This is a genomic window from Actinokineospora diospyrosa (assembly GCF_024171925.1).
GTDB classification, from domain to species: domain Bacteria; phylum Actinomycetota; class Actinomycetes; order Mycobacteriales; family Pseudonocardiaceae; genus Actinokineospora; species Actinokineospora diospyrosa.
Map to the genome: position 1 here is coordinate 191,830 of NZ_JAMTCO010000001.1, position 25,208 is coordinate 217,037.

Here is a 25,208-nt window from a genome sequence, read left to right on the forward strand (position 1 = left end):
GAGCAGCAGCCGGTCGGTGCTCGCCAGTGGTCCGATGTGGCCGGTCGCCTGACCGGCCGTCCCGGGGACGTTCACCGCGTCCTCACCCAGGGCGTGCGAAGGTGGGGGCTGTCGGGTCGGCGAGGGAGAGGGATGGCGCGGGCGTGAGGGTTGGTCGCGGTGTCGTCCTGCTGCCGCTCGTCCTGCTTGCCGCCTGCACGGCGGGACCGTCGGTGCGACCCGGGATCGTGGTCAACGACGGTGGTGACCAGGCCGGGCCGACCTCGAGCGCCGCACCGGGTCCGGCGCCGCTGCCCCAGTTGAACCCGCCGAACGCAGGCCGCAGCATCTGGGGGCCGTGCTCGCCCGAGGTCCTCGAGGGCATCACCGCCACCCCCGGGATCGAGCTGACCTGCGGGAAGGTCACCGGCACGCTGGACTCGCCCTACGCCCCCGGTCGCGGCGGTGTGCGGCTGCAGGTCCTGCGCGCGGGGTCCGGACCGATCCCGCTCGTGGTGGTCAACGAGGTCGACGGCCTGCCCGGCACCCGGTACGCCGCCCAGTTGGCCGCGCGGATGCCACCGGAGTTGCTGGCCAAGTTCTCCCTGGTCGGCCTGGACCGCCGGGGGACGGGCAACTCCGACCCGATCCGGTGCGTGCCCGAGGAGGTCCGCTTCGGCCTGCTCGACGCCGACCCGCGGGCGCTGGACCTGGAGGGCCTGGTCGACCAGGCGCGCACGGCCGGGCAGCAGTGCTCGATCGCGCTGGAGACCCGGCTGCCCGCCATCGACACCTGGCGCACCGCTGGTGATGTCGAGTCGCTGCGGATCAGCCTGGGCATGGACAAGCTGCACGCCATCGGCCACGGCGAGGGGTCGCGGGTGCTGTCGGTGTTCGCCGAGCGCTACCCCGACCGCGTCGGCCGGATGGTGCTCGACGGCGCGCCGGACCCGAACGAGGACGCCGTGGTGGCGCTCGAGGGCGTGGCGGCTGGCGCGGACGCGACCTTCGCGGCGTTCGCCGACGACTGCGCGAAGCGGGCCTGCGAGCTCGGTGCCAACGCGCGGCAGGCGCTCACCGAGGTCCTCGACCGCGCCGCCAGCTCACCCCTGGCCACCGACGACATCGACCTGACCCCCGGCCTCGTCCTGCGCGCGGTCCAACTCGGCCTCGCCGACCGCGCCAACTGGCCCGCCCTCGCGACGGCCCTGGCCGACGCCCGCAGCGGCAACCCGACCCGCTTGGCCGCGGCGGTCACCCCGCTGGTGCTGGAGTCCGAGGAGGTGCCCGCCACCTTCGACGCCACCCTGGTGACCCGCTGCAACGACACCAAGTCCCGGTTGTCCACCGAGGCCCTGACCGCCGCCTCGAAGGACTGGAACACCCGCTACCCCCTCTTCGGCGCCCTCACCGCCGAATGGCTTGCCGTCTGCAGCCCCTGGCCCGTCCCGTCGCACCCGGTCCCCTCGGCCACCGCCCGCACAGCCCCGCCGATCGTCCTGCTGGCCACCGCCACCGACCCCGTGACCCCGCACACCGCCACCGAACACGCCGCCCAACAACTCGCGACGGCCGTGCTGATCTCCTGGCAAGGCGCGGGCCACGGCGCCCTGGGCCACTCCCCCTGCGCCACCGAAGCCGCCCAGGCATTCCTCCTCAACGGCACAACCCCCCGAGACGGCACCGTCTGCCCACCCTGACGCTGCATGTCCTCCAGCGAACCCCCGCTCAGGTGTCGTTGGCGCACCACAACTCCACGCCAACCCCGCCCCCTCCGTCGAGCCCACAAGAGCCCACCCGCCCCCGCTCCCCGCACGCGCGGGTCGGGGCGCAGCCCCCACCCTCTCCGGGGGGCGGCCCCAGGGCCAGTCTACTAGGTGCCACCGACAGTGGATCTTGAAAGAGGGCCGCTGGAGATCGACATGTGGATAACTTCTGTCGCTGGAACGGGTGAACTGCGCGGATTCAGGCGGATCACGGGGAAGCGGGTGCGCCGGGACCGTGGGAGTCGGGCGAACCGCAGGAGCTGGTGGGACGGCAGGAATCAGCTGAATCGCAGGAACTGTGGGGGAGCCGCTTAGTACGCGGGAACCAGGCCAACCGCGAGAGCTGGCTGATGCGCACCAACCAGGTCAACGAAGGCACCGCGCCAGCCAACCGCAAGAACCAGGATCAGCCGTGGCAGCCAGGCAGTCGCAATAGCCAGGAAAGCTGCGGCAACCGGGCAGTTGCAGCAACCAGACTGGCCCCGGTAACCGGGCAGTCGCAAGAACCGGGGCAGTCGCAAGGACCAGGCCAACCGCAAGGACCAGATCGGCCGCGGTTACCAGGCAATCGCAAGAAACCAGGCAAGCCCCGGCAACAAGCCTCAGGCGCGAGCCTTGACCTCACCCCGAAGCACCGACGACAAGTCATAGTTCGCGGGTTCTTCCAACTGCTCGTACGTGCACGAGTCCGGTGTCCGGTCCGGGCGCCAGCGGATGAACTGGGCCGTGTGCCGGAATCGGCTCGGGTACCCGCCTTCCGTGTGCTCGTAGGCCACCTCCACCACCCGCTCCAAGCGCAGCGGTACCCATGGCTGTTCAGTGGTTCGCCACCGGCTGATCGCTCCCGGGACCCGGGCCTGGTCGGTCTGCGCGCCACTCACCCAAGGGTGGTTGGACCCGCCGCCCACCATCAGGTCGGCCAGTTCCACGGCGAGCGCCCGCCGGTTCGCGGCGGTGAAGGAGCCGACGACGCCGACGTGGTTGAGGCCACCGGTGCGGTCGTAGAGGCCGAGCATGAGGGAGCCGACGGCCTCGCCGGGGGTGCTGCCCTTGTGCCAGCGCAGGCCGGAGACGACGCAGTCGGCGGTGCGGGAGTGCTTGAACTTGAGCATCGTGCGCTTGTTCGGCGTGTACGGCCCGCCCGCGGGCTTGCCCATCACCCCGTCCAGCCCGGCGCCCTCGAAGATGGTGAACCACTGCCTGGCCAGCTCGGCGTCCATGGTCGCCGGGGTGAGGTGCACCCGGTCGGTGGGGGTGACCGCGTTCTCCAGCAGCCGCCTGCGGTCGTAGCCGGAGGACTCGAGGAACAGGTCGTCGTCGAGGGCGAGCAGGTCGAAGGCGATGAACCGGGACGGCGTCTTCTCCGCCAGCATGCTCACCCGGCTCGCCGCGGGGTGGATCCGCTCGGCGAGCGCGTCGAAGTCGAGCCTGCCGTTCAGGTCGACGACCAGTTCGCCGTCGATCACCACCCGGTCCGGCAGCGCCGCGCGCAACGCGACCTCCGCCTCCGGGAAGTACCGGTTGAGCGGCTTGCCGGAGCGCGACTGCAGCGTGATCTCCGGCCCGTCGCGGAACACCAGGCAGCGGAAACCGTCCCATTTGGGCTCGAACACCAGGCCCGCTCCGTCCGGGATGGACTTAGCGGGCTTGGCCAGCATCGGTTGGACCGGCGGGGTCAGCGGAAGCGCCACGAACGCCATCCTGCCTTGTCAGCGCCCGTTCCGCCGGTACTAAGCGGCGACAGCCCGCCGATACCTCAGCATCAAGAACCCCTCATCGGTCAACACCGAGGCCAGCGACAGCGCTACCGGTACTCCGGTAGGCCCAACAGCCGCTCGGCCTGAAGATCCACCCGCAAGCACCGGCGACACCGTCAGACACATCTGGTCCACCAGATCAGCCGCGATAAGAGACCCCAGCAGCGTCGGCCCGCCTTCGCAGTTCACCCGCCGCAACCCTCGCGCCGATAGCTCTGCCAGCGCCACCGCCAAGTCCACCTCGGTCTCCCCGGCCACGATTACGTCAGCACCCGCGTCCGCCAAAGCTGCCCTACGAGACTCCGAAGCCAGCCCGGTCGTGATCACCAGAGGTGGCACTACCGTGTCGCGCACCAAGTGCGAGTCCGGTTCAACCGACCCTCGCGCCGTCACGACCGCGATAGGCGGCAGCGGGCTCAACCCCAGCCGCTCCCGGCGCGCCGCTCTAACCTCCGTCGACTTCACCCCCCGGTAGTGCTCCGCGCGCGCAGTGCCCCACCCGACGAGGACCACGTCGGCGAGGTCGCGGCCCAGGGCGAGGATGCGCTTGTCACCGGGGCTCGACAGGCCTGCCGAGCGGCCGTCGACCGAGACCGCGCCATCGGTGCTGGTGACGAAGTTGGTCTGCACCCACGCTCGGGTCAGGGCGGGTGGGTAGTCGTAGAGCCGCTCCAGCTCGGTGTCGTCCACCACATCGGGTGAGGAAAGCGTCGCGGGGGGATACAGCCTGTGCACGGCACCATCAGAGCACGCGGTTACGCTCGCCCGCATGTCCGCTCACCTGGTCGACCGGGAGCCCGTGGTCGGCGCCGAGGAACTGGTCGCCGAGCTGGTGCCGCCGCCGCGGTTCGGCGGGGTCCGGTTCGACACCTACCTGCCCAACCCGGACGAACCGTCACAGGCCGCCGCCGTGGTGGCGTGCGAGGCGTTCGCGGGCAGGGTCGCCGAGGCCGGGAAGGGCCGGTCGCTGCTGAGCCGGGTGTTCGGCGGCGGTAAGCCTGACGGCAAGCCGGGGCTCTACCTCGACGGCGGCTTCGGGGTCGGCAAGACCCACCTGCTGGCCTCGGTGTGGCACGCCGTGCCGGGACCCAAGTCCTACGGCACGTTCGTCGAGCTGACCAACCTCGTCGGCGCGCTGGGTTTCCGCGAGGCCGTCGCCAAGCTCAGCACGCACCGGCTGCTCGCCATCGACGAGTTCGAGCTGGACGACCCGGGCGACACGATGCTGGTGACCCGGCTGCTCGCCGAGCTGACCGAGGCGGGCGTGTCCGTCGCGGCGACTTCCAACACGCTGCCGGACAAGCTCGGCGAGGGGCGCTTCGCCGCTGACGACTTCCTGCGCGAGATCCAGGCCCTGTCCGCCCGCTTCACCGTGGTCCGGGTGGACGGCCCCGACTACCGCCACCGCGGCCTGCCCGACGCGCCGCCCCCGGTGTCCGACGCCGAGCTGGCCGCCGCAGCCGCGGCGCTGCCGGAGTCCACTGTGGACGATTTCGACGCGCTCTGCGGGCACCTCGGCCGCCTGCACCCGTCGCGCTACGGCAAGCTCGTGGACGGCGTCAGCGCGGTGCACCTGCGGGGTGTGCGGGCGCTGACCGGTCAGGACGTCGCGCTGCGCGTGGTGGCGTTCGCCGACCGGCTCTACGACCGCGCGATCCCGGTGGTGGTCTCCGGTGAGCCGTTGTCGGCGCTGTTCACGCCGGAGATGCTGCGCGGCGGTTACCGCAAGAAGTACCTGCGCGCGGTCAGCAGGCTGGTGGCCCTATCGCGCGACGCCTCGCTCTAGAGGTCAAGAGCGGCGACGGCCGGGCTTGTCGGTCGTGCGGTGTTCGTCGATCAGCGCCCAGACCGAGACGCCGGTGCCGGACTCCGGCTGGCCGCGCTTGCCGCCCTGGGGTTGGGGCTCCTCGGCTTTGGCACGCAGCTCCTGGCGTATCTGGTCGTAGATGGGTGTGTCGGTCACCGCCATCCTTTCCGTTCACACGAACGCCGTTCACGCGAAGGCACCGCACCGCTCACCCGCACAACCACTCACACGCGAAGGCACTACCGGGAAACACTGCCAGGTTACGCACGGTACGCCCCTTCGCGCCGGTGGCGAAGCGCCGGGTGTCGGCCGGGGACCAGGTCGAGCACCGCGGCGACGGTGATCACCGCGCCGACGGCCCAGCAGAAACCACCGACCGTGTCAGTCAGGTAGTGGTACCGCAGGCCAACAATCGCGCTCACCGCGACCGCGGTCAGTACCAGAGCCAGCGCCGCGGTGCCGATCGTGGCCCGCAGCCGTTGGCCAGGCGCCGCGTTCGAGGCCGTGACCAGCGTGAACACCGTCAAGATCGACACCAGTGCGGTGGTGTGCCCGCTCGGGTAGGCCAGGTAGTCGTCGAGTTCGCGGCCGACAACCGGTTTGAGCACCCAGGTGTTGACCGTCACCGCCGCCACCGGTCCGAACACGGCGAGTAGCGCGATCCGCGGTCGGCTCACCCGATAGGCCAGAACCGCCATGAGCATGATCACACCGACCAGCGCGACCGGGTGGGTGCGAACAGCAGCGGCCGCGCGACCCCCGGCGCGGCGGCGAACACCCGGTCGGCCGCCTCGAAGCCGAGCAGGTCGATCGTCGGCACCGGCCCGGACACCTCGCGGCCGACCAGCCCGACCGCGCCGAAGCACGCGGTCGCCACCCCCACCGCGGGCAGCACCATGAACCTGGGCATCAACCGGTGTGCTTCCACGCCACCACCTTTCCCAGCACCACCTCTCCGAGCACGGCCTATCAAGCACAGCGCCTCCCCGACACCCACCACTATGCCCAACCACAATGCCCAACCACCCTGCCCCACGGCCGTCCACGTGGGCGCGACGCGGTGAACCCCCAACCGAAAGTCACTCGCCGATACAGCCCGTGGTGAGCGACCATGCTGGGTGTGGGCCACCTTGAGGCGATAGGACTGTCGTACACCTTGCCGGACGGGCGGGTGCTCTTCCGCGACGCCGGTCTCAAGGTCAACGCCAACCAGGTTGTGGCGGTAGTCGGTGAGAACGGCGCGGGTAAGACGACGCTGCTGCGCATCATCGCGGGCGAGCTGACCGCGCCAGATGGGTCTGTCTCCGTGCGTGGCGGTTTGGCCGTCATGCCGCAGTTCGTGGGTTCCGTCCGCGATGACCGATCCGTGCGGGATCTCCTTCTTGCCGTTGCCCCGGCCCCACTGCGCAAGGCAGCGCAAGAGTTGGACGCCGTCGAGTTGGCGCTTATGGAGACCGACGACGAACCCACCCAGTTCCGCTATGCCGCCGCGCTCGCTGACTACGACGAAGCGGGCGGCTACACCGCCGAGGTCCTGTGGGACACCGTCACCACAGCCGCGTTGGGCATGCCTTACGACCGGGCCAGGTTCCGCGAGGTCCGCACCCTCTCCGGCGGCGAGCAGAAACGCCTCGTCCTGGAAGCGCTGCTGCGCGGCCGCGAACAGGTCCTCCTGCTCGACGAACCGGACAACTACCTGGACGTGCCCGGCAAGCGCTGGCTGGAGGAGCGGCTGGCCGAGTCCGACAAGGCGGTCCTGCTCATCAGCCACGACCGCGAGTTGCTCAACGCCGTCGCCACGCACGTCGTGACCGTCGAGGCGGGGACCGCGTGGACGCACGCGGGCCGGTTCGCGACCTGGAGCGACGCCCGTGAAGCTCGCTGGGACCGGATCGCCGAGCAACAGCGGCGGTGGGACGAGGAGCACGAGAAGCTCAAGGAGCTCGTCCGGTCCCTGCAGCGCGCGGCGACGATGAGCGATGGCATGGCCAGCCGCTACCGGGCCGCGCAGACCCGGTTGCGCAAGTTCGAGGAGGCCGGGCCGCCACCGGTGCCGCCGCGTCCGCAGAAGGTCACCCCACGGCTCACCGGTGGCCGCACCGGGGTGCGTGTCATCACCTGTGAGCAGTTGGGCCTAACTGGCCTGATGAAGCCGTTTGACTCCGAGGTCTTCTTCGGCGACCGGCTCGCGGTCTTGGGGTCCAACGGTTCCGGTAAGAGCCACTTCCTACGCCTCTTGTCCGATATGGACTCGGTTGCGCATACCGGCGTGTGCAGGCTTGGTGCTCGCGTGTCACCCGGGCTGTTCGCCCAGACCCACCAGCACCCGGAGTGGGTCGGCCGCACCCTCGCCGACATCCTCTGGCACGGCGATGACACCAGGGCCGGTCTCGACCGCGGCGCCGCCGCGTCCGCGCTGAGCCGCTACGGCCTGGCCGCCGCCGGTGACCAGCGGTTCGAGACGCTCTCCGGCGGGCAGCAGGCGCGGCTGCAGATCCTGCTGCTCGAGCTGTCCGGCGCGACCCTGCTGCTGCTCGACGAGCCGACCGACAACCTTGACCTGCACTCGGCGGAGGCCCTGCAGGACGCGCTGGCCGCCTACGAGGGCACGGTCGTGGCGGTCACCCACGACCGCTGGTTCGCCCGCTCGTTCAACCGGTTCCTGGTCTTCCGCTCCGACGGCCAGGTGTCCGAAGTGGACCGGCCGGTGTGGGACGAGCGCAGGGTGGTCCGCGAACGGCGATAACCGGGTGGGGCGTTCCTGCGCCCGCCCCACCCGGCTCCCTATCCCCTGACCAGCGCGGGCCGACGCGCTGCCAGACCTTCCGGGCCGGGTGCTCCCGATCGCGCTAGGAGCTTGGGAACACGCCCGACCCGGTTGGTCGTGCGTGTGAGGGCTCCCAGACCCGGCCCGGGGACCGGGGGGTGGGGTGCCTCCACCCCCCGGCGCACTACGGGAATCAGCTCACTCGGACCAGGTCGTTCAGCGGCGGGCGCAGGTGGCGCCGCGCTGCCAGTTGTAGTTCGACCCGGGGACCTCCCGGTAGCTCCAGTAGCTGTTGCGCCACTCGTAGCCCTGGTAGGACACGCTCGAACCCGGCGGGTACTGCGTGTACGGGCTCCAAGCCGCCGCGGAGCAGCCCGGCGGGTTGGGGTCCGGGTCCGGCCCGGGGCCCGTGCCGCCGATGTACTGGTTGACCCACGAGCGGTACGCGGTCACGTCGGTGTAGATGGTGGAGTTGCCGCCACCGCAGGTGCTGCCGCTGCCACCCGCGCGGCTGGTCGCGCCGACGAGTCGCCACGCGGTACCCGACTTGACCACCGCTGGGCCACCGGAGTCGCCGTAGCACGCGGTCGCGCTGCTGGTGCCGTACACGCAGAGCTCGCTAGAGGCGTTGAAGCCCTGCGAGCACATGTTGTCCGGGTTGATGCGGGTGTCGAGCTGCTTGAGCGTCGTCGACGCCCCACCACAACCCTGCTGCGGGCAGGTCTGCCCGAAGCCGATCAGCCGCGCCGAAGCCTGCGCGGCAGGCGAAGAGTCGTTGATGGAGATCGGCGTCTGCGAAACCGAGCTGCTCAACTTGAATAGAGCGATGTCACCCGGCCCCACCTGACCGCTGTAAGAGGGGTGCCGGACCACCTGCGAGACGGAGGCGAGAGTTCCGCCGCTGCCGGTGTTGGTCGAACCGATCCGGATCCGGAACTGCGAGGCGGGCATGACCTGCCCGCCCTGCCCGGTGACGCAGTGCGCCGCGGTGACCATCCACTGCGACGCGACGAGGGAGGCGCCGCAGCCGTGCCTGCCGTTGACCTGCATGGAACCCATGAACGAGTAGGTCTCGGTGGCCTGGCTGCCGCCGACGATCGCGGGCGACATCGTGGGCTGTTCGGCGGGCGGCGGTGCCGCCAAGGCGCTGGGCATGGCCACGGCCGCGGCGGTGAGAACCGCCGGGATGAGGGCAGCCCGCAGCAACGTGCGGATTTTCATGAGGAGGTTTCCTTTGACGCAGGGAGAAATCTGCTCCCGCCCGGGACCGGGGTGGCCGGGCGTGGGATCAACTATGTGCGGCGCGCGAACTTCCGAAACAATCCCAACCTTGCATAGGGTTCGCCTATGGACATGGAGTTGCGCCACCTGCGGGCGGTCTTGGCCATCGCCCAGGCGGGGTCGTTGACCGCGGCCGCCGCGCGGCTCGGCGTGACCCAGCCGTCGGTGAGCGAGTCGTTGCGCCGCGCCGAGCGGGTCGCGGGCGGCGCCCTGTTCCAGCGCGGTCCCGGCGGCGCGCTGCCCACCCAGCTCGGCGAGGTCGTCCTCGCGCACGCGATGGCCGTGCTCGACGCCATGGACCGCTTCACCGCCGCCGCCGAGCGCCACCCCACCCGGCTGCCCGCCGAGATCCGCTTCGCCTGCTCGCCGGGGATGCTGGTGGCCAGCCTGTCCGTGCTGCCCCCCGGTGAACTCGGCGCGCCGGTGTCGGTCCGCACCATGAGCGACGTGGGCCCGCAGGTGGAACTGCTCGCCGACCACCGCGTCGAGGCCGTCCTGGTCGTCGAGCACCCGCACGGCCCGGCCGAGTTGCCCGCGGGGATCCGGCGCCGGGTGGTCGCCGTGGAGCCGCTGTTCGTCGCTGTGAGCGAGGACCACCCGCTCGCGGGCACGCCGGAGGTCCCGATCACCGCCCTGGCGGGCGAGATCTGGTGCGTCGGCGAGTCCGATGACGACGGACTGCGCGAGAACCTCATCGCCGCGATCGGTCAGACCTCTGTGGACGTCCGGGTCGGGGTCGACTACACGACCGCGTTGCAGCTCGCCGAGCTCGGCGAGGCGGTGCTGGTCTCGATGGCGGGCTCGCGCCCGCGCGAGGGCCTGGCCAAGATCCAGCTCGTCGGGACCCCGCTCCGCTCGACCACCAGCCTCCTCTGGCACACCGACGGCCCCCTCGACGCCACCACCATCGACCGCCTCTGGCTGCACCTGGTCCAAGCCCAGCACGAGGTCGTCGAACAAACCCCGCACTACCGCGACTGGCTGGCCGAGCACCCCGAGTGGGTCACCACACCGCCGGTCGCGGGCTGAGCGGCTAAGAGCCCAGCCAGCCGGGGTTGGCGGTCCACCAGCCGGGGACGCGGCCGTGGTCGGGGACCATGGCTCGGTAGGTGTCGATGAGCTTGTCGCGCACCTGTTCCACGTGCTCGGCCGCGATGCCGTCGGCGGGCCACAGCAGGACGTGGCGCACGCGCAGCGGGGAGCCGCGCAGCGGGCGCACCACGCCAGGGAGGCTGACGCCGCTGGTGAACGCCTGGACGGGGAAGACGACCGGGTCGCCGCGGCGGATGAGTTGGGCGGCGACGAGTTGGTCGAACTCGCGGATGGCGATCGCGCCCGCCCCGGCCTTGGCGCACTCGGCGACCAGGTGCCGGTTCATCTCGTCGTCACCGCTGGCCCACAGCAGCCAGGTGAGGTCGGCCAGGTCGAGCAGGTCCACCTCGGCCCGGGCGGCGGCGGGGTGCGACTCGGGCAGCAGCACGAAAACCGGCTCCAGCCCGACGACCGCCAGCCGCGTGCCCGGCGGCGGCACCGTCTCCCGGCCGGGGAAGTCCACGTGCAGCACCAGGTCGACCAGGCCGCTGGCCAGCGCGTCCAGGCAGGGCGCCTGCCGGTCGAGCACGGTCAGGTCGATCAACCGGTCGCCGAAGACCTCGCCGACGACCTCGCAGAACCGGGACGCGAGCACGGTGGACCTGGCGCCGACGCGCAGCATCGGGGTGCGCGGGAGCGCCCGGACCCCGCGCATCGCCCGGCCCAGCTCGTCGAGCGCGGCCAGCACCTCGCGCGCGTGCGGGAGCAGGACCCGGCCCAGGGTGGTCGGCCGGGCGCCGTGCCTGCCGCGGTCGAACAGCGGGGCGCCGAGCACCTGCTCGATCCGGCGCAGCTGCGCGGTCAGCGACGGCTGCGAGAGCCCGAGCGCCACCGCCGCCTGCGTCACGCTGCCCGCGCTGCCCACGGCGTCGAGGTAGCGCAGGTGCCGCACCTCCAGCTCCATCCGGACCACTATGCCGTGGCGGTCGGGCTACTGGAAGCGCCGTCCGAGTGCGAACCCGGCCGGACCGGGAAACCCGGTGGAGCACCGCCGGTGGTGACCGCGGGGCGGCCGGAGCCCTCGTGCCCGGCCGCCGCGCGGAGCTCAGTGCCCGATGACCTCGGCGATGACCTCGACGCCGCGGTCGATCTCGGCGGCGGTGATGACCAGCGGCGGCGCGACCCGCAGGGTGCTGTCGTGGGTCTCCTTGCACAGCACGCCGCGCGCCATCATGGCCTGGGAGGCGTCGCGGCCGGTGGGGCCGCCGGGGGCGATCTCCACGCCAGCCCACAGCCCGCGCCCGCGCACCTCGGCCACCCCGCGCCCGACCAGCTCGCCGAGCGCGCGGTGCAGGTGGTCGCCGAGTTCGCGCGAGCGCTGCTGGAACTCGCCGGTGGCCAGCAGCCGCACGACCGCGCGGCCGACCGCGCAGGCCAGCGGGTTGCCGCCGAAGGTGGAGCCGTGCTCGCCCGGCTTGAGCACCCCGAGCACGTCACCGCGCCCGACGACCGCCGACACGGGCAGGATGCCGCCGCCCAGGGCCTTGCCGAGGGTGTACAGGTCGGCGCGGACGCCCTCGTGGTCCAGGGCGAACAGCGCGCCGGTGCGGGCCAGGCCGGACTGGATCTCGTCGGCGATCAGCAGCACGTTGTGCTCATCGCACAGCCGCCGCAGCTCGCGCAGGTACCCGGCGGGCGGGACGACGACCCCGGCCTCGCCCTGCACCGGCTCGACCAGGATCGCCGCGGTGCGGTCGGTGATGGCGCCCGCCATGGCCTCGAGGTCGCCGTACTTGACCGAGGTGAAGCCGGGGGTGAACGGGCCGAAGTCGGCGCGGGCCACGGTGTCGGTGGAGAACGACACGATCGTGGTGGTGCGGCCGTGGAAATTGGACCCGGCGACGATGATCTCCGCGGTGTCCTGCGGCACGCCCTTGACCTGGTAGGCCCACTTGCGGGCGACCTTGAGCGCGGACTCGACCGCCTCGGCGCCGGAGTTCATCGGCAGCACCAGGTCGGTCCCGGTCAGCTCTGCCAGCTCGCGGCAGAACAACCCGAGCTGGTCGTGGTGGAAGGCCCGGCTGGTCAGGGTGACCCTGCCGAGCTGCTCGACGGCGGCCGCGATGAGCGCCGGGTGCCGGTGCCCGAAGTTGAGCGCGGAGTACCCGGCGAGGAAGTCCAGGTAGCGCTTCCCCTGCACGTCGGTCACCCAGGCGCCCTCGGCCTCGGCGATCACCACCGGCAGCGGGTGGTAGTTGTGCGTGCTCCACCGGTTGTCGAGCTCGATGTACTCAGCCGAGGAGAGCGAGCTGGTGGCGGGAGAGACGACGGAGGTCATGGACCCAGGCTAAGACCAGCGCATGTCGATTTCATCCGCTGGCCATTGCTTCTAGCGGCTGTTCGTTGCGCCATCACGCACAGGGGAGGCGGATCGTTGCGTGACACCCCGATCTGGTGAACGAGTTCAGCTCAACGGGGCTGGCGAGTTCGCGCCCTCGACGAGGAGTTTGGGCTGCCCGGTGCCATCGGCGGGTACCGACCATACGTCGTTCACGCCGTCGTCGCGCTGCAGTCCGTATCCGACGGTGGTGTCGTCGAGCCAGACGGCTTGGTCGTCGACGCTGTGTGTCTCGGCTAGGGGAGTGCTGCGCAGCGTGGACAGGTCCATCACCGACAGACGCCACCCCTTCTTCGGGTCCGCGTCGATGGCGGACTTATAGGCGATGCGCTTGCCGTCCGGCGAAAGTGACGGGCACTCGACGTTGGTTGTCAGCGTCCGCACGGTGCGCGCGGCTAAGTCACCCTCGATCAGGTAGCGCTTACCGCCGGTGCCCAGGGTGGCGTAGAAGCGGTTGTCGTCAGACGTGAAGGTGACACCCCAGTAGTTGAAATCGACGGCCTGAGAAGGATTACCTTCGACAGTCGCAGAGAACTCCTCTAGGGAGTGCACCTCAGTCCCGGTCTTGGTGTCGAAGATGCCGGTTTGCGTGGAGAAGCCGGTGGTCGCGTAAGAGTGGCCGTCGATGAACACCGTCCACGACACCATCCGGCCGCTTGACGACACCTTGAGGCGGTTGGGGAAGCCGGTCAGCGGCAGCGTCTTACGGTCGTTCAGCTTCTCGTCCATCACCACCAGCTTGGTCCCGACCAAGGCATCCACCGGGAGCAGGCACACCGTGGTCTGAGCAGCGGCGTAGGCGCGGTCGCAACGACGGCTGCTCAGCGACCTGGGGGCGTGCGGGTCGGTCGCCGAGGCGACGGACAGGACGCCGTTGGTGAGGACCTGCAAGCTGCTGCGGTCGAGCTGCCGCAGCGGTCCGGAGCTCGCCGCCAACGGTGGATCCGCGGGTGTCGACCGCATCACGTAGAACACGGCGGCACCCGCCAGCACCGCGGCCGCGGCGAGGGCGACGAGGATTCGGTTCCTGGCACTCATCATGACTGCACGCTCCGGTTCACCCGCGCGAAGATCAACGCGGTCACGACAATGGCGACGACGACAGCGACCGCGGCGGCGACACACGCCGCGTTCGGGCCCCACAGTTGCCACGACAGGCCAAACAGGACAGAAGAACCCAGGTACGCCAATGCTTGCCCGGTCTGCACCAACGCCATGCCGGTAGCGCGCAGCGACTCCGGCAGGATCCGGCCTGCTAGCGCCATCAACACGCCGTCGGTTGCGGCGTAGAAGACGCCATAGAGCACCAGGACGAGGATGATCAGCGGAAGGCCCTCAAGAGTGCTCACCAACGCCAGATAGACCAAGGCGAGCGCGCTATAGCCGCCGAGCATGACCTTCGCTCGACCGATCTTGTCCGCCAGCACGCCCAACGGGGTCGCGAGCAGCAGGTAGACCAGGCTCGTTCCTACAGCCAAGAGCGGGAACCAGCCCATCGACAGGTCTCCGCGCTTCTGCAACAGCAGGTACACGAATCCGTCACCGACCACTACGAGTCCTAGCAAGGATGCCGCCAGCAGCAGGCCACCGACGCCCTTGTGCCGCAGCAGGCCAGCTGCGGCGCGGAGGTTCACCGCCTTTGGGGGCACGTCCTCTCGCCGGTCCCTGACGAACAACACCAGGACAACGACGCCGAACGCGGCGATGAGGAAACTGACGAAGAACACCGCGTCGAACTCTTGCGACCCCGCCCATGCGAGCACGCCCACGGCTACTAGCGGACCGATGAACGCACCCATGGCGTCCATCGAGCGGTGCACCCCGAACGCACGGCCCAACTGGTCCTGCGGAGTCGACAGCGTGATCAGTGCATCCCGAGGGCCGGTACGCAAACCTTTGCCTGCCCGGTCTGCCGTGATCGCGGCCCCGATCGCGGCGGCAGAGTTACCAGCCGCGATGAGTCCCAACTTGGCGATGGCAGCAAGACCATAGCCAAGACCGGCGACGGTCTTACGCCGCCGCGTGCGGTCAGCGACATAGCCACCGACGAGCCTAAGTAAGGCGGTGGCGCCGGTGTAGAGACCGTCGATGGCGCCGTAGGCGAGCGGACTCAGGCTTAAGCCGACGACGAGGTAGAGGGGTAGGACGGCGGTGACCATCTCCGAGGAGATGTCGGTGATGAGGCTGACCGCACCGAGGGCGACCACATTGCCGCTCACCCTCCACTTGCGACGGCCCAGCACCTCGGTCACCTCCGGTCGGCTAACCGTGGACAGGTACACCCGCAACCTCCATGGGGGAGTGCTGCCGGACCACGGAAGACCATCGTGGCCCGGCAGCACAAGGACTGGCTAGCGCCTTACGACACCCACATCTCCACCGACACCTTCACCGCCGCGACTCAGCCGAGACCGATGCCGGGCCGCACCCAAGTTGGGCCGATGCCGGGCCGTACCCGCCAAGTCGGGGAAGATGCCGGGTGGGGATGAGGGGTGGGTGGCGGGAGAGAATGTTTCAGTGACAGGCGTTGGTGCCGCTGTCGTTGTAGGTCTTGCCTGCTTCAGGGACGAACTGCCAGTCGTAGCTGTTGGCGTGCAGGGTGAACTTCAGGACGCCGTGGGTGTTGCTGTTGCGGGCCTCGCTGTTGGGCTGGATGGTGCCGAAGCCGTAGAAGCCCGCGCCGCCCATGCCCGCGACGAAGTGCCGGATGCCACGCGCCGAGTCCGCCGCGCCGCTGGGGTTCATCGGCGCGAACCGCTCGTACTGGTGGTTGTGGCCGGTGACGATGACCTCGGCGTTGTAGTCGTAGAGGGCCTGCACCAGCGGACCGGCGGAGGCGTCCGGCGCGTGGTTGGACCCGGAGGTGAACCGGGGCTTGTGCCAGTAGGCGAGGGTGCACGGCTTGGTGTTGGCCGCGAGGTCGGCGCGCAGCCACTGCTCCTGGGCCGAGCCCGTCGACTTGCTGATCTCGCTGTTGAGCGAAACGACGTGCCAGTTGCCGAGGTCGTAGGAGTAGTAACCGCGACCAGACGGGCCTGCCTGCGCACCGAAGTAGTTGTAGTAGCCGGTGGCGCCGGAGGTGTTGTAGTCGTGGTTGCCGGGGGACGGCTTGGTGCGGGCCTTGTGCCTACCCCAGGTCGGGTTGTAATAGGTGTTGAACTCCGACGCTGTGCCGTTGGTGTAGACGTTGTCGCCGGTGGTGAAGACCGTGCCCGCGATGTTGTCCAAGAGGGCGGCGGTAGCGGTATCGCCGGACCCCGAGTCCGAGATGTCGCCTGCTCCTACGAGCACGGGGTCGCCGGAGGGCTGCGACGTCGTAGTGGGCGGAGTGGTCGTGGTGGGGGTGTTCGTGCTGATCACTAACTGCGGCGCGGTAGACGAGCCCGACTCGCGCGAGTCGTAGTCGGCGCCGTCGCTGTTGGTCGAGCTGATGGCGATGCTGTAGGTGCCGTTGCCGGTGACGAGCGAGCCGACGTTCACCTCGTACCAGGCGTTGCGGCTGACCGCGCCGAGGGTGCCCAGGGTGGCGCCGTCGATCGCGGGCTGGTTCGACCAGGTGGTGCCGGTCTCCGACCACGAGGTGCTGCTGACGGCCTTGAAGGTGCCACCCGCGGGGCTGTTGGACCCGCTGACGTCGTCGGTGTGCACGCGCAGGGTCGCGCCGGTGACCGGGGCGGACAGGCCGCTCACGGTGAACCGAAGGAAGATCCGTTTGACCGGGGAGCCGTCCACCCCGAGCTGGCCGGAGGTGCCGTAGTTGGTGCCGGTGCTGCCGTTGTCCACGTAGGTGTCAGCGACGGGGGCGAACGTGCTGGTGGCCGCGGTGGCGGTGGGGGCGGAGAGGACCGCGACGGTGGTGGCCGCCGCGACGCCGACCACCGCGGCCACCACCCCGGCGGTCCTGGTCGTCCGACTGGCCTTGCGACTGGACATGTCCAAGCCTTTCCCTGGTTCGGTAGTCCGTTCGGGATCACCACCCTTCTGGCACTCGCCTAACGATCACCACGGCGTTCCGGACCGTCAGATGGCCGGTGGGTGAACAGTCCGCTTGGGCTTCTCGGGCACCCCGCTACAGCGGCGGATACCGGCCATCGCCACGTCAGGGGCTTGTGGGCGCGTGCGCGGAGACGCTCCGTGGTCGCCTGCAAGCTCTAGAACTCATATCACGAGAGTTCTAGAACAGAAACATCTTGACTTTGTCCGACGGGCTCGTCGAGTATCGCTGCCATGACCAACACGACCATGGGGCCGCCCTCGGCCAGGGGGTTCTTCGGGCGCTTCGGCGGCCGGTTCGTCCCGGAGCCGATCATGCCCGCCTGCCTGGAGCTCGAGTCCGCCTTCGGCCGGGCGTGGGCCGACCGGGCCTTCCGCGCCGAACTGGACGCCCACCTGCGCCATTACGCCGGGCGGCCGTCCCCGGTGACCGAGTGCCACCGGCTCGGCGACCTGCTCGGCGTGCGGGTGCTGGTCAAGCGCGAGGACCTCAACCACACCGGCTCGCACAAGATCAACAACGTGCTCGGCCAAGCGCTGCTGGCCCGCCGGATGGGCAAGCGGCGGGTGGTGGCGGAAACCGGTGCCGGGCAGCACGGGGTGGCCACCGCGACCGCGTGCGCGCTGTTCGGGCTCGATTGCGTCGTTTACATGGGCGAGGTCGACGTGGCCAGGCAGCGGCTCAACGTCTTCCGGATGGAATTGCTCGGCGCGACGGTCGTGCCGGTCACCTCCGGCAGCCGCACGCTCAAGGACGCGGTTAACGAAGCCTTGCGGCACTGGGTCGCCACCGTCGCCGACACGCACTACTGCATCGGTTCCGTGATGGGACCCCACCCCTACCCGTGGATGGTGCGCGAGTTCCAACGCGTCATAGGCGAGGAAGCCCGCGCGCAATGCGCTGACCTGCTCGATGGGGGCATCCCCAGCCATGTTCTGGCGTGCGTTGGCGGTGGGTCCAACGCGGCCGGGATCTTCGCCGGGTTCGCTGACACCGACGCTGAGCTGATCGGGGTAGAGGCTGCGGGCGGGGCTGCCATCGGTGGAGACCTCGTAGGCGTCGTCCACGGCTCCAAGAGCATGTTGCTGCAAGACGACGCAGGTCAGGTCCTTGAGGCCTATTCCGTGTCGGCGGGCTTGGACTACCCCGGCATCGGACCCGAACACGCGCACTTGGCCGACATCGGACGCGCTAGCTACCCGTCGGTGACGGATGCCGAGGTCCTCGACGCCGTTCGCGTGGTGAGTCGGACAGAAGGTCTTATCCCTGCCCTGGAGTCCGCGCACGCATTCGCTTACCTGCTGCGCGAGGCAGGTGGGTCCATCCCGCACGGCTCAACCGTGCTGGTCAACCTGTCCGGTCGCGGCGACAAGGACATGGAGCAGATCAGCGATCTGCTCGCCGAACACAAGGAGACTCAGTGACCACCCTTGAGGCAAGCCTGCGCGCGGTAGGCCACCCCGTCCTGATGCCATACGTCACCGGCGGGGTCACCGAGAACTGGTTGGACTATGTGCACGCGGCAGTGGACGCCGGTGCGGACGCCGTGGAAATCGGAATCCCCTTCAGTGATCCGGTGATCGATGGTCCGGTCATCCAGGCAGCGTCCGTGCAGGCCCTCGAGCGTGGCACCACCCCGGACACAGTCATGCGGGACTTGGCCGCCTATCGCGGTTCGGTGCCTCTTGTCGTGATGACCTACTACAACCTGGTCCACCGGTACGGCCATGCTGCGTTTGCGCGGAGACTCGTCGAAGCCGGTGTTAGCGGTGTCGTGCTCGCTGACCTCCCGATGGAGGAGGCCGCTGAGTGGACCGAGGTCGCTGACGCGGCCGGTATAGCCACCGTCCTCCTAGCGGCTCCCAGCACACCAGACAGTCGGCTGGAAGAGGTGTGCACGCGCAGCCAGGGCTTCGTCTACGCCATGGGGGTCATGGGCGTCACCGGGGAACGCGCGGTCCTGGCCGACTCCGCCCGCGACATCGCCGACCGGGTCAAGGCCGTGGCGGACAAGCCGGTGCTGGTGGGGGTGGGGGTGTCGACACCGGAGAACGCCGCCCTGCTCAGCGCGCACGCCGACGGGGTGATCATCGGTGCCCCGGTGATGCGCCGGATCGCCGAGGGCGGCTCGGTCGCGGACCTGGTCGCGGGGTTCCGGGCGGCGCTGGGCTGATCATCGGGCCACCCGATCGTGGACGGGGTCCAGAGTGGAACGGGTCGGCGGTACGGTGGAGCACCCACGTGGATCCACTAGCGGGAGGTCCGGCTTGCCGCCGAAGTACGTCGCGATCCAGGACGACCTGGTGCGCCGGATCGCCACCGCGGAGTTCCGCGCGGGCAGGCCGCTCCCGCCGCAGCGCGAGCTCAGCGAGGAGTACGGGGTCAGCCTGATGACCCTGCGGCAGGCGCTGCGCGCACTGGAGGACGAGGGGGTCGTCGAGCAGGTCGCGGGCAAGGGCACCTTCGTGCGCGCGCACCGGGTGCCCTACCTGGCCGCCGGGCTGGGCAGCATCGTCGACGACCTGGCCGCGCAGGGCATCGCGATGACCACGGTCCAGTTGCGCGCGGAAGTGGTGACCCCGTCACCGGACATCGCGCGGCGCCTGCGCGCGGACCGGGTCTTGGAGGTGGAGCGGTTGCGACTGGTCGGTTCCCGGCCGGTCGTGCACCAGCTCTCGCGGATCCCCAACCCCTTGGGGGGAGCGTTGTTGGATGCCGACTTCCGCACCAAGTCGCTCTACCACCTGCTGACGGAACTCTGCGGCAAGGTCCCCGCGCGGGCTACCGAGACGATCGCCCCGATAGCGGTAAGCGCGGAACTCGCGCCCCTCTTAGCCGTGCCGCAGGGATCCTTGTGCTTGCGTAGTACACGATTGACGTTAGAGCGCGATTCCACGCCGCTGGTCGATGATGAGGCCATCCTGGTCAGCGACCGCATGGAGGTCACCATCGAACGGGAGACCACCACCCAGGAGTTCCGCTACCGCGTGGGTAGCTCCACTCAGGACTGACATGGGTATGGGTCGCGCGAACCCGATCGCGCGACCCGGATACCCCGAGCTCTCTTAGCTGATCTGCGTCACCACCTCCTTCGCGGTGTCGATCGGGATGCTGAAACCGATTCCGACGCTGCCCGCCGAACCGTCCATGCTGGACACCGGTGAGTAGATGGCCGAGTTGATGCCGATAACCCTGCCGAGGGTGTCGAACAGCGGGCCACCCGAGTTGCCCTGGTTGATCGATGCGTCGGTCTGGATCGCCTTGTAGGACACCGTGCTGTTGGCGGCGCTGTTAGCGCTACCCCGCATGCCACGCGAGCTGGACTCCGACGGGATCGACACGTCGCGGTCGAGCGCGCTGACGATGCCGGTGGTGACCGTGCCCTGCAGCCCGGCGGGCGAACCGATGGCGATGACCTCGTCACCGACCTTCACCTGCGAGGAGTCGCCCAGCACGGCCGCGGTGAGGCCGCTCACGCCGTCGGCCTGGATGACGGCCAGGTCGGCGTTCACGTCCGTGCCCACCACCTTCGCGCTGGCGGTCTTGCCGTCGGCGAAGGTGACCGTGATCTCCCGGGCGCCGTCGATGACGTGGTTGTTGGTCAGGATCCGGCCGTCGGAGGTCAGGATCACCCCGGAGCCGATCCCTTGCGCGGTCGAGGTGCGGGTCGTGATTTCGACGACAGTTGGCATTACCTTCGCCACGACAGCGCTGACATCGGTCGGAGTGGTCGCCGACACGGTCTGGGCCGAGGCGCTGATGGTGGTGAACGGGGTGCTAGCGCCGTCCGAGCCGAAGTACGCCCCGGCAGCCCCACCGAGCACACCCGCACCGAGCACGGCGGCCGTCACCATGGCCACAGTGCCGCGCCGGATCTTGCTGCGTGGCGGTTCGGCGAGACCGGGGTGGGGCAGGAACGGCGGGGGGATCGATCCGTGGACCGGTCCGGGGATCGGCCCGTGGGTGGGGACCGACTGCTGCTGGTGCGGGATCTGCGGCTGGGGCTGGGGGTATCCGTCCATGCCATTACTGTCGGCGCCGCGCATGTGAGGAACCTGTGGAATCCCAAGGGGTTCGCCAAGAAATCCACAGCGGTTGTCCACAGGCCGGGAGCACGGGCTGCCGCGGCGGCCCCGCTCCGGATAGGTTGTCCGCGTGACCAGTGAGAACTCGTTCCTCCGCCTACAGGCGAGGACCCAGCGCTTCACCCTCGGCTCGCCGAGGGAGTTCCGGATCGCCCCGGACGGCGGCCACCTGCTGTTCCTGCGCTCCGGCTCCGGCGAGGACCGCACGCACGTCCTGTGGCGGCAGGACCTCGGCACCGGGCAGGAGACCCGACTGGGTGACCCGGCGGTGCTGCTCGGCGGCGCGGAGGAACTCTCGGCGCAGGAGCGGGCCAGGCGCGAGCGCAGCCGCGAGCAGGGCGCAGGCGTGGTCGGCGTCGGCACCGACGGCGCGGCCCGGGTCGCCGCCTTCGCGCTGTCGGGCAGGCTGTTCGCCGCCGACGCGCTCACCGGTGACGCCCGCGAACTGCCCGCGGTGACCCCGGTCGTGGACCCGCGGCCGAACCCGACCGGCACCCACGTGGCCTACGTCGCCGACAACGCGCTGCGCGTCGTCGGGGTGGACGGCGCCGACGACCGCGCGCTGGCCGCCCCCGAGGGCGAGGACCGGGCCTGGGGCCTGGCCGAGTTCATCGCCGCCGAGGAGATGAACCGCTCCCGCGGCTACTGGTGGTCCCCCGAGGGCGACCGGCTGCTGGTCGCGCACACCGACCGGCGCGAGGTCCAGCGCTGGCACATCGCCGACCCGGCGAACCCGGGCGTCGAACCCGCCGTCGTGGCCTACCCGGCCGCGGGCACCCCGAACGTGCGCGTCTCGCTGGCGGTCATCTCCCTCGACGGCACCCGCGTCGAGGTCGACTGGGACGGCGTCGACCAGCCGTACCTGGTCACCGCGCACTGGTCGGCCGGGGGCAAGCCGCTGATCGCGGTCCAGTCCCGCGACCAGCGCCAGGTCCAGGTCCGCGCGGTCGACCCGGACACCGGCGCCACCGAGGTCCTGCACACCGAGACCGACGAGCACTGGGTGGAGATCACCCCCGGCGTGCCCGCCTGGACCCCGTCCGGCGACCTCGTCCGCGTCACCGCCCGCGACGGCGCGAACCGCCTGGTCGTCGGCGACACCGAGGTCAGCGGCGACCTGCAGGTCCGCGCGGTCCTCGACGTGGCGGACGACGTGCTCTACACCGCCTCGGCCGAGGACCCCACCCAGGTCCACGTCTACGCGGGCGACCGCCGCCTGTCCACTGTGGACGGCGTGCACTCGGCGGCCAGGTCCGGCGACGTGGTCGTGCTCACCTCGTGGTCGCTGGAGTGGTCCGGCCCGCGCGTGCAGGTGCTGCGCGGCGGCGAGGCGGTCGGCCAGGTCACCACCCACACGGTCGACCCCGGCCTCACCCCCAACCTCCAACTGCTGACCGTCGGTGAGCGCGACCTGCGCGTGGCCCTGCTCTACCCGACCGGCCACGTCCCCGGCAGCCGCACCCTCCCCGTCCTGCTGGACCCCTACGGCGGCCCCCACGCCCAGCGCGTCCTCTCGACCCGCAACGCGTTCCTGGCCCCGCAGTGGCTCGCCGACCAGGGCTTCGCCGTCCTGGTGGCCGACGGCCGAGGCACCCCCGGCCGAGGCCCCGTCTGGGAACGAGCCATCGCGGGCGACTTCGCGGGCCCCACCCTCACCGACCAGATAGACGCCCTCCACGCCGTCGCCGCCACCCACCCCGACCTGGACCTGACCAAGGTAGCCATCCGAGGCTGGTCCTACGGCGGCTACCTCTCCGCCCTAGCCGTCCTCCGCGCCCCCGACGTATTCCACGCCGCCATCGCAGGCGCCCCCGTGACCGACTGGCGCCTCTATGACACGCACTACACGGAACGCTACCTAGGCCACCCGGACGAATCTCCCCAGACCTACACCAACAACTCCCTAATCGACGACGCCCCCAAACTGGACCGCCCCCTCCTCATCATCCACGGCCTCGCCGACGACAACGTGGTAGTCGCCCACGCAATCCGTCTTTCCAGCGCTCTAGTAGCTGCCGGACGCCCACACGCACTGTTGCCTCTGCCGGGCGTTACGCACATGACGCCGCAAGAGGATGACGTGGCGGAGAACTTCCTGCTCTTGCAGGTTCGCTGGCTTAAGTCCTCGCTGGGCGTGGAATAGCTTGCAGTGGGGTGCGGCCCTCTTACTTCACGCCGCACCCCACCCTTCCATTGAACAGCTGCGTGTATTGCACGACAGCCTTGCCGTGGCCAAGTCGCTTGAAGTCACTGGTGCCAAGCTGGCGTCCGTCAGGTCTGCCCCGGCCCGCCTGAGCAACCCGCGCTCCTCGGAGCCGCCGGTACCAGCCGTGCTTCCGTCACGTCCCGCCTCAGCCCTGCTCAGCCCCGCGCTCCTTGGAGCTGTCGGTGCCAGGCCAATCCCGTCAGGTCCGCCCCAACCCACAGTGCCAGCCCGTGGACACTCGGACCCGGCGGTGCCAACTCAGCCCGCTCTCGTCTGCCCTGCCAACCCAGCGCCTGGACAGTCGGACTCGCTGGTGCCAGGCCGGCTCGATGGGGCGGACTTGTTTTGCGTGGGGGGACGGCACCCGTAGCGTTTCAGCGCGGCAGGGCCTGCTTTTGGGCCCCTGCTTTGCGGTTCTGCGTCGGGTGTTGTAGGGGCCCCGCGCAAAACAAGTTCGCCCCATCGAGCTTTCCGCATTGTCGCGGATCTCCGCCGATGTTGCCGCCAGGCGACGAGGCGTTTCCCGGAGCCGAAGGCGGAGGCCCGAATCCCTTGCCTCGCATCCCCAACCCCGGCCTACGCCAAGATCAACCTGATCGAAAGCCCCCGAATACACAGCTTACCGCGCAGCACCGACACAACGGGAGTGCCGAACAGCGCTCTGTGGATAACCATAACCGTTGTGGACAACCACAGCCGCGCCCACAAGATCATCTGCCACAAGAGCCCCTGATATACAGCCTACCGGGCGACACCGACAAAACAGCCGCAGCGGCCGGAGCCTGTGGACAACCACCACCGTTGTGCACAACCCGACCCCCGAAGCGAAAATGCCGACCTCCCGAAGCAACAACACCAACCTTCGGCGCAGCGACACCAGCCCTCAGAAGTAACAACCCACGCCCGTCAGCAGTACCCCACGCCGCAAGCACACCATCGCCCAGCAGCACACCAACGCCCGGCAAGAGCGCCAACCCGCCGTAGCGGCACCAACCCAGCGGCACCAACGCCCAGTAACAGCAACCCCAACACGCCCCGCGCGGCGGTTTGTCCAACTTTCCCGCTCAACCCGTGTGTCGTCCCACCTCCACCCCGTGCCCCCGCCGGTACCCTCCGCCCAGAGTCGTGGCTGGTTAGGAGGGGTGGCATGGCACCGAGGTGGGGGCTTTCACTGCCATTGAGCGGTATTCCGCTCCCCGCGCACCGCGACCTCGTGCGGTCCCTGCCCGATCTCGGCTACACCGACCTCTGGTCCGCTGAGACCGCGGGCACCGATGCGTTCACCCCTCTGGCCCTTGCCGCTGAGTGGGCGCCCGCGCTCAACCTCGGTACCGCCATCGCGCCGGTGTTCACGAGGGGGCCTGCTCTGCTGGCAATGAGCGCGGCCACTATCGCCGAGCTTGCGCCGGGCAGGTTCACCTTGGGGATCGGGTCCTCGTCGGCCACGATCGTTGAGGGGTGGAACGGGGGTGTGTTCCATCGGCCCTATCAGCGGGTTCGTGACACGCTCGTCTTCTTAAGGGCCGCGCTCGCGGGCGAGAAGGTCAGTGCCGACTACGACACCTTCTCCATCTCGCGGTTTCGGCTGGATCGGCCTCCGGTCACGCCTCCCGACATCATGGTGGCGGCGTTGCGGCCGGGCATGTTGCGGTTGGCGGCGAGGCTCGGTGATGGAGCTATCACGAACTGGTTGGCTCCGGCGGATGTTGCGGCTGTTCGGGCCGAGTTGAGGCCCGGTACCGAGCTTGTGGCGCGAATCCTGGTCTGCCCCACCGCGGACAAGGACGCGGCTCGGGCGTTGGGCAGGCTCCTCATCAGCAGCTACCTGACCGTCCCCGTCTATGCGGCCTTCCATGAGTGGCTCGGCAGGGGAGAGATGTTGCGGCCCATGCAAGAGGCCTGGGCAAGGGGCGATAGGGCCGCCGCCAATGCCGCTATTCCCGACTCGGTGGTGGACGAGCTGATCGTGCACGGGCAGCCCGACGAGTGCCGGGAGCGGGTGGCTTCCTATGTGGACGCCGGGGTGACGGTGCCGATCATGTCTGTGCTGCCCACCGGCGGTGATCCTGCCGAGGTGGTGCGCACCCTGGCGCCGAAGGGCTGAGGCAAGCAAGATCCCAAGTGTCGCTCGATCGT

21 protein-coding genes are annotated in these 25,208 nt (G+C 69.9%); 9 read left to right on the forward strand and 12 right to left on the reverse strand.

Features of this window, described 5'->3' with window-relative positions; all coding sequences use genetic code 11:
• The first annotated feature begins 143 nt into the window (after window positions 1–143).
• The gene (locus LV75_RS00845; protein ID WP_253884610.1) at window positions 144–1,679 is read left to right on the forward strand and encodes an alpha/beta hydrolase; all 1,536 of its coding nucleotides are present in this window, start codon (window positions 144–146) and stop codon (window positions 1,677–1,679) included.
• A gap of 668 nt (window positions 1,680–2,347) precedes the next feature.
• On the opposite strand, the gene LV75_RS00850 is transcribed toward LV75_RS00845, so the two are convergent.
• Window positions 2,348–3,445: an ATP-dependent DNA ligase gene (locus LV75_RS00850; RefSeq protein WP_253884611.1), complete on the reverse strand. Its 1,098-nt coding sequence runs from the start codon at window positions 3,443–3,445 to the stop codon at window positions 2,348–2,350.
• A gap of 30 nt (window positions 3,446–3,475) precedes the next feature.
• Window positions 3,476–4,273, reverse strand: coding sequence for a pyrimidine reductase family protein (locus LV75_RS00855; protein ID WP_253884612.1), 798 nt, complete (start codon window positions 4,271–4,273; stop codon window positions 3,476–3,478).
• Here LV75_RS00855 and zapE point away from each other — a divergent pair.
• A complete protein-coding gene (zapE, locus tag LV75_RS00860; protein ID WP_253884613.1) occupies window positions 4,272–5,288 on the forward strand; it encodes a cell division protein ZapE in 1,017 nt (338 codons plus the stop codon). The genes LV75_RS00855 and zapE overlap by 2 nt on opposite strands.
• A gap of 3 nt (window positions 5,289–5,291) precedes the next feature.
• Here the strand turns inward: zapE and LV75_RS00865 are convergent, their stop codons facing one another.
• The 3 genes from LV75_RS00865 to LV75_RS00875 all read right to left on the reverse strand — a co-directional run bounded on the left by LV75_RS00865 (window position 5,292) and on the right by LV75_RS00875 (window position 6,237).
• Complete coding sequence (locus LV75_RS00865; protein WP_253884614.1) at window positions 5,292–5,465, reverse strand: hypothetical protein; 174 nt, start codon at window positions 5,463–5,465, stop codon at window positions 5,292–5,294.
• Between the two features lie 104 nt (window positions 5,466–5,569).
• Entirely contained in the window at window positions 5,570–6,013 is a 444-nt protein-coding gene (locus LV75_RS00870; protein WP_253884615.1) for a phosphatase PAP2 family protein, read from the reverse strand.
• Window positions 6,014–6,015: 2 nt separating this feature from the next.
• A complete protein-coding gene (locus LV75_RS00875; protein WP_253884616.1) occupies window positions 6,016–6,237 on the reverse strand; it encodes a hypothetical protein in 222 nt (73 codons plus the stop codon).
• A 183-nt stretch (window positions 6,238–6,420) separates the two neighbouring features.
• Between LV75_RS00875 and LV75_RS00880 the strand changes: the two genes are divergently transcribed.
• Window positions 6,421–8,055, forward strand: coding sequence for an ABC-F family ATP-binding cassette domain-containing protein (locus LV75_RS00880; RefSeq protein WP_253884617.1), 1,635 nt, complete (start codon window positions 6,421–6,423; stop codon window positions 8,053–8,055).
• Between the two features lie 237 nt (window positions 8,056–8,292).
• On the opposite strand, the gene LV75_RS00885 is transcribed toward LV75_RS00880, so the two are convergent.
• A complete protein-coding gene (locus LV75_RS00885; protein ID WP_253884618.1) occupies window positions 8,293–9,297 on the reverse strand; it encodes a trypsin-like serine protease in 1,005 nt (334 codons plus the stop codon).
• A gap of 126 nt (window positions 9,298–9,423) precedes the next feature.
• On the opposite strand from LV75_RS00885, the gene LV75_RS00890 reads away from it, so the two are divergent.
• Window positions 9,424–10,386 carry a LysR family transcriptional regulator gene (locus tag LV75_RS00890; protein WP_253884619.1) on the forward strand — a complete coding sequence of 321 codons (963 nt, stop codon included), beginning with the start codon at window positions 9,424–9,426 and terminating at the stop codon, window positions 10,384–10,386.
• Window positions 10,387–10,390: 4 nt separating this feature from the next.
• Here LV75_RS00890 and LV75_RS00895 read toward each other — a convergent pair whose 3' ends face one another.
• The 5 genes from LV75_RS00895 to LV75_RS00915 all read right to left on the reverse strand — a co-directional run bounded on the left by LV75_RS00895 (window position 10,391) and on the right by LV75_RS00915 (window position 16,720).
• The gene (locus LV75_RS00895) at window positions 10,391–11,353 is read right to left on the reverse strand and encodes a LysR family transcriptional regulator (protein WP_253884620.1); all 963 of its coding nucleotides are present in this window, start codon (window positions 11,351–11,353) and stop codon (window positions 10,391–10,393) included.
• Between the two features lie 141 nt (window positions 11,354–11,494).
• Window positions 11,495–12,727, reverse strand: a complete 1,233-nt coding sequence (gene rocD, locus LV75_RS00900; protein WP_253884621.1) for an ornithine--oxo-acid transaminase — start codon at window positions 12,725–12,727, stop codon at window positions 11,495–11,497.
• 126 nt (window positions 12,728–12,853) lie between these two features.
• The gene (locus LV75_RS00905) at window positions 12,854–13,828 is read right to left on the reverse strand and encodes a TolB family protein (RefSeq protein WP_308210816.1); all 975 of its coding nucleotides are present in this window, start codon (window positions 13,826–13,828) and stop codon (window positions 12,854–12,856) included.
• Entirely contained in the window at window positions 13,825–15,069 is a 1,245-nt protein-coding gene (locus LV75_RS00910; RefSeq protein ID WP_253884622.1) for an MFS transporter, read from the reverse strand. The genes LV75_RS00905 and LV75_RS00910 overlap by 4 nt, the downstream gene beginning before the upstream one ends.
• 232 nt (window positions 15,070–15,301) lie before the next feature.
• On the reverse strand, window positions 15,302–16,720 hold the full coding sequence (locus tag LV75_RS00915) for a CBM96 family carbohydrate-binding protein (RefSeq protein WP_253884623.1): 1,419 nt from the start codon (window positions 16,718–16,720) through the stop codon (window positions 15,302–15,304).
• A gap of 294 nt (window positions 16,721–17,014) precedes the next feature.
• Here LV75_RS00915 and trpB point away from each other — a divergent pair, with 294 nt between their 5' ends.
• From trpB to LV75_RS00930, 3 genes are all read left to right on the forward strand, one after another.
• Window positions 17,015–18,205 (forward strand): tryptophan synthase subunit beta, encoded by a 1,191-nt coding sequence (gene trpB, locus LV75_RS00920; RefSeq protein WP_253884624.1) that lies wholly within the window; start codon window positions 17,015–17,017, stop codon window positions 18,203–18,205.
• A complete protein-coding gene (trpA, locus tag LV75_RS00925) occupies window positions 18,202–18,954 on the forward strand; it encodes a tryptophan synthase subunit alpha (RefSeq protein WP_253884625.1) in 753 nt (250 codons plus the stop codon). Before trpB ends, trpA begins: the two co-directional genes overlap by 4 nt.
• 94 nt (window positions 18,955–19,048) lie before the next feature.
• On the forward strand, window positions 19,049–19,792 hold the full coding sequence (locus LV75_RS00930) for a GntR family transcriptional regulator (protein ID WP_253884626.1): 744 nt from the start codon (window positions 19,049–19,051) through the stop codon (window positions 19,790–19,792).
• Window positions 19,793–19,846: 54 nt separating this feature from the next.
• Here LV75_RS00930 and LV75_RS00935 read toward each other — a convergent pair whose 3' ends face one another.
• A complete protein-coding gene (locus LV75_RS00935; RefSeq protein ID WP_253884627.1) occupies window positions 19,847–20,803 on the reverse strand; it encodes a S1C family serine protease in 957 nt (318 codons plus the stop codon).
• Window positions 20,804–20,936: 133 nt separating this feature from the next.
• Between LV75_RS00935 and LV75_RS00940 the strand changes: the two genes are divergently transcribed.
• Together LV75_RS00940 and LV75_RS00945 are read left to right on the forward strand one after the other, a co-directional pair.
• Window positions 20,937–23,009: a S9 family peptidase gene (locus tag LV75_RS00940; RefSeq protein WP_253884628.1), complete on the forward strand. Its 2,073-nt coding sequence runs from the start codon at window positions 20,937–20,939 to the stop codon at window positions 23,007–23,009.
• 1,210 nt (window positions 23,010–24,219) lie between these two features.
• Window positions 24,220–25,176 carry an LLM class F420-dependent oxidoreductase gene (locus tag LV75_RS00945; RefSeq protein ID WP_253884629.1) on the forward strand — a complete coding sequence of 319 codons (957 nt, stop codon included), beginning with the start codon at window positions 24,220–24,222 and terminating at the stop codon, window positions 25,174–25,176.
• Window positions 25,177–25,208 lie beyond the last annotated feature (32 nt).

Coding starts and splice junctions, on each gene's coding strand:
- LV75_RS00915 (WP_253884623.1), bottom strand. CDS start 16,720: ATGTCCAGTCGCAAGGCCAGTCGGACGACCAGGACCGCCGGGGTGGTG.
- trpB (WP_253884624.1), top strand. CDS start 17,015: ATGACCAACACGACCATGGGGCCGCCCTCGGCCAGGGGGTTCTTCGGG.
- LV75_RS00855 (WP_253884612.1), bottom strand. CDS start 4,273: ATGCGGGCGAGCGTAACCGCGTGCTCTGATGGTGCCGTGCACAGGCTG.
- LV75_RS00880 (WP_253884617.1), top strand. CDS start 6,421: ATGCTGGGTGTGGGCCACCTTGAGGCGATAGGACTGTCGTACACCTTG.
- LV75_RS00895 (WP_253884620.1), bottom strand. CDS start 11,353: ATGGAGCTGGAGGTGCGGCACCTGCGCTACCTCGACGCCGTGGGCAGC.
- LV75_RS00890 (WP_253884619.1), top strand. CDS start 9,424: ATGGACATGGAGTTGCGCCACCTGCGGGCGGTCTTGGCCATCGCCCAG.
- LV75_RS00935 (WP_253884627.1), bottom strand. CDS start 20,803: ATGGACGGATACCCCCAGCCCCAGCCGCAGATCCCGCACCAGCAGCAG.
- LV75_RS00885 (WP_253884618.1), bottom strand. CDS start 9,297: ATGAAAATCCGCACGTTGCTGCGGGCTGCCCTCATCCCGGCGGTTCTC.
- LV75_RS00945 (WP_253884629.1), top strand. CDS start 24,220: ATGGCACCGAGGTGGGGGCTTTCACTGCCATTGAGCGGTATTCCGCTC.
- zapE (WP_253884613.1), top strand. CDS start 4,272: ATGTCCGCTCACCTGGTCGACCGGGAGCCCGTGGTCGGCGCCGAGGAA.
- LV75_RS00870 (WP_253884615.1), bottom strand. CDS start 6,013: ATGCTCATGGCGGTTCTGGCCTATCGGGTGAGCCGACCGCGGATCGCG.
- LV75_RS00850 (WP_253884611.1), bottom strand. CDS start 3,445: ATGGCGTTCGTGGCGCTTCCGCTGACCCCGCCGGTCCAACCGATGCTG.
- rocD (WP_253884621.1), bottom strand. CDS start 12,727: ATGACCTCCGTCGTCTCTCCCGCCACCAGCTCGCTCTCCTCGGCTGAG.
- LV75_RS00905 (WP_308210816.1), bottom strand. CDS start 13,828: ATGATGAGTGCCAGGAACCGAATCCTCGTCGCCCTCGCCGCGGCCGCG.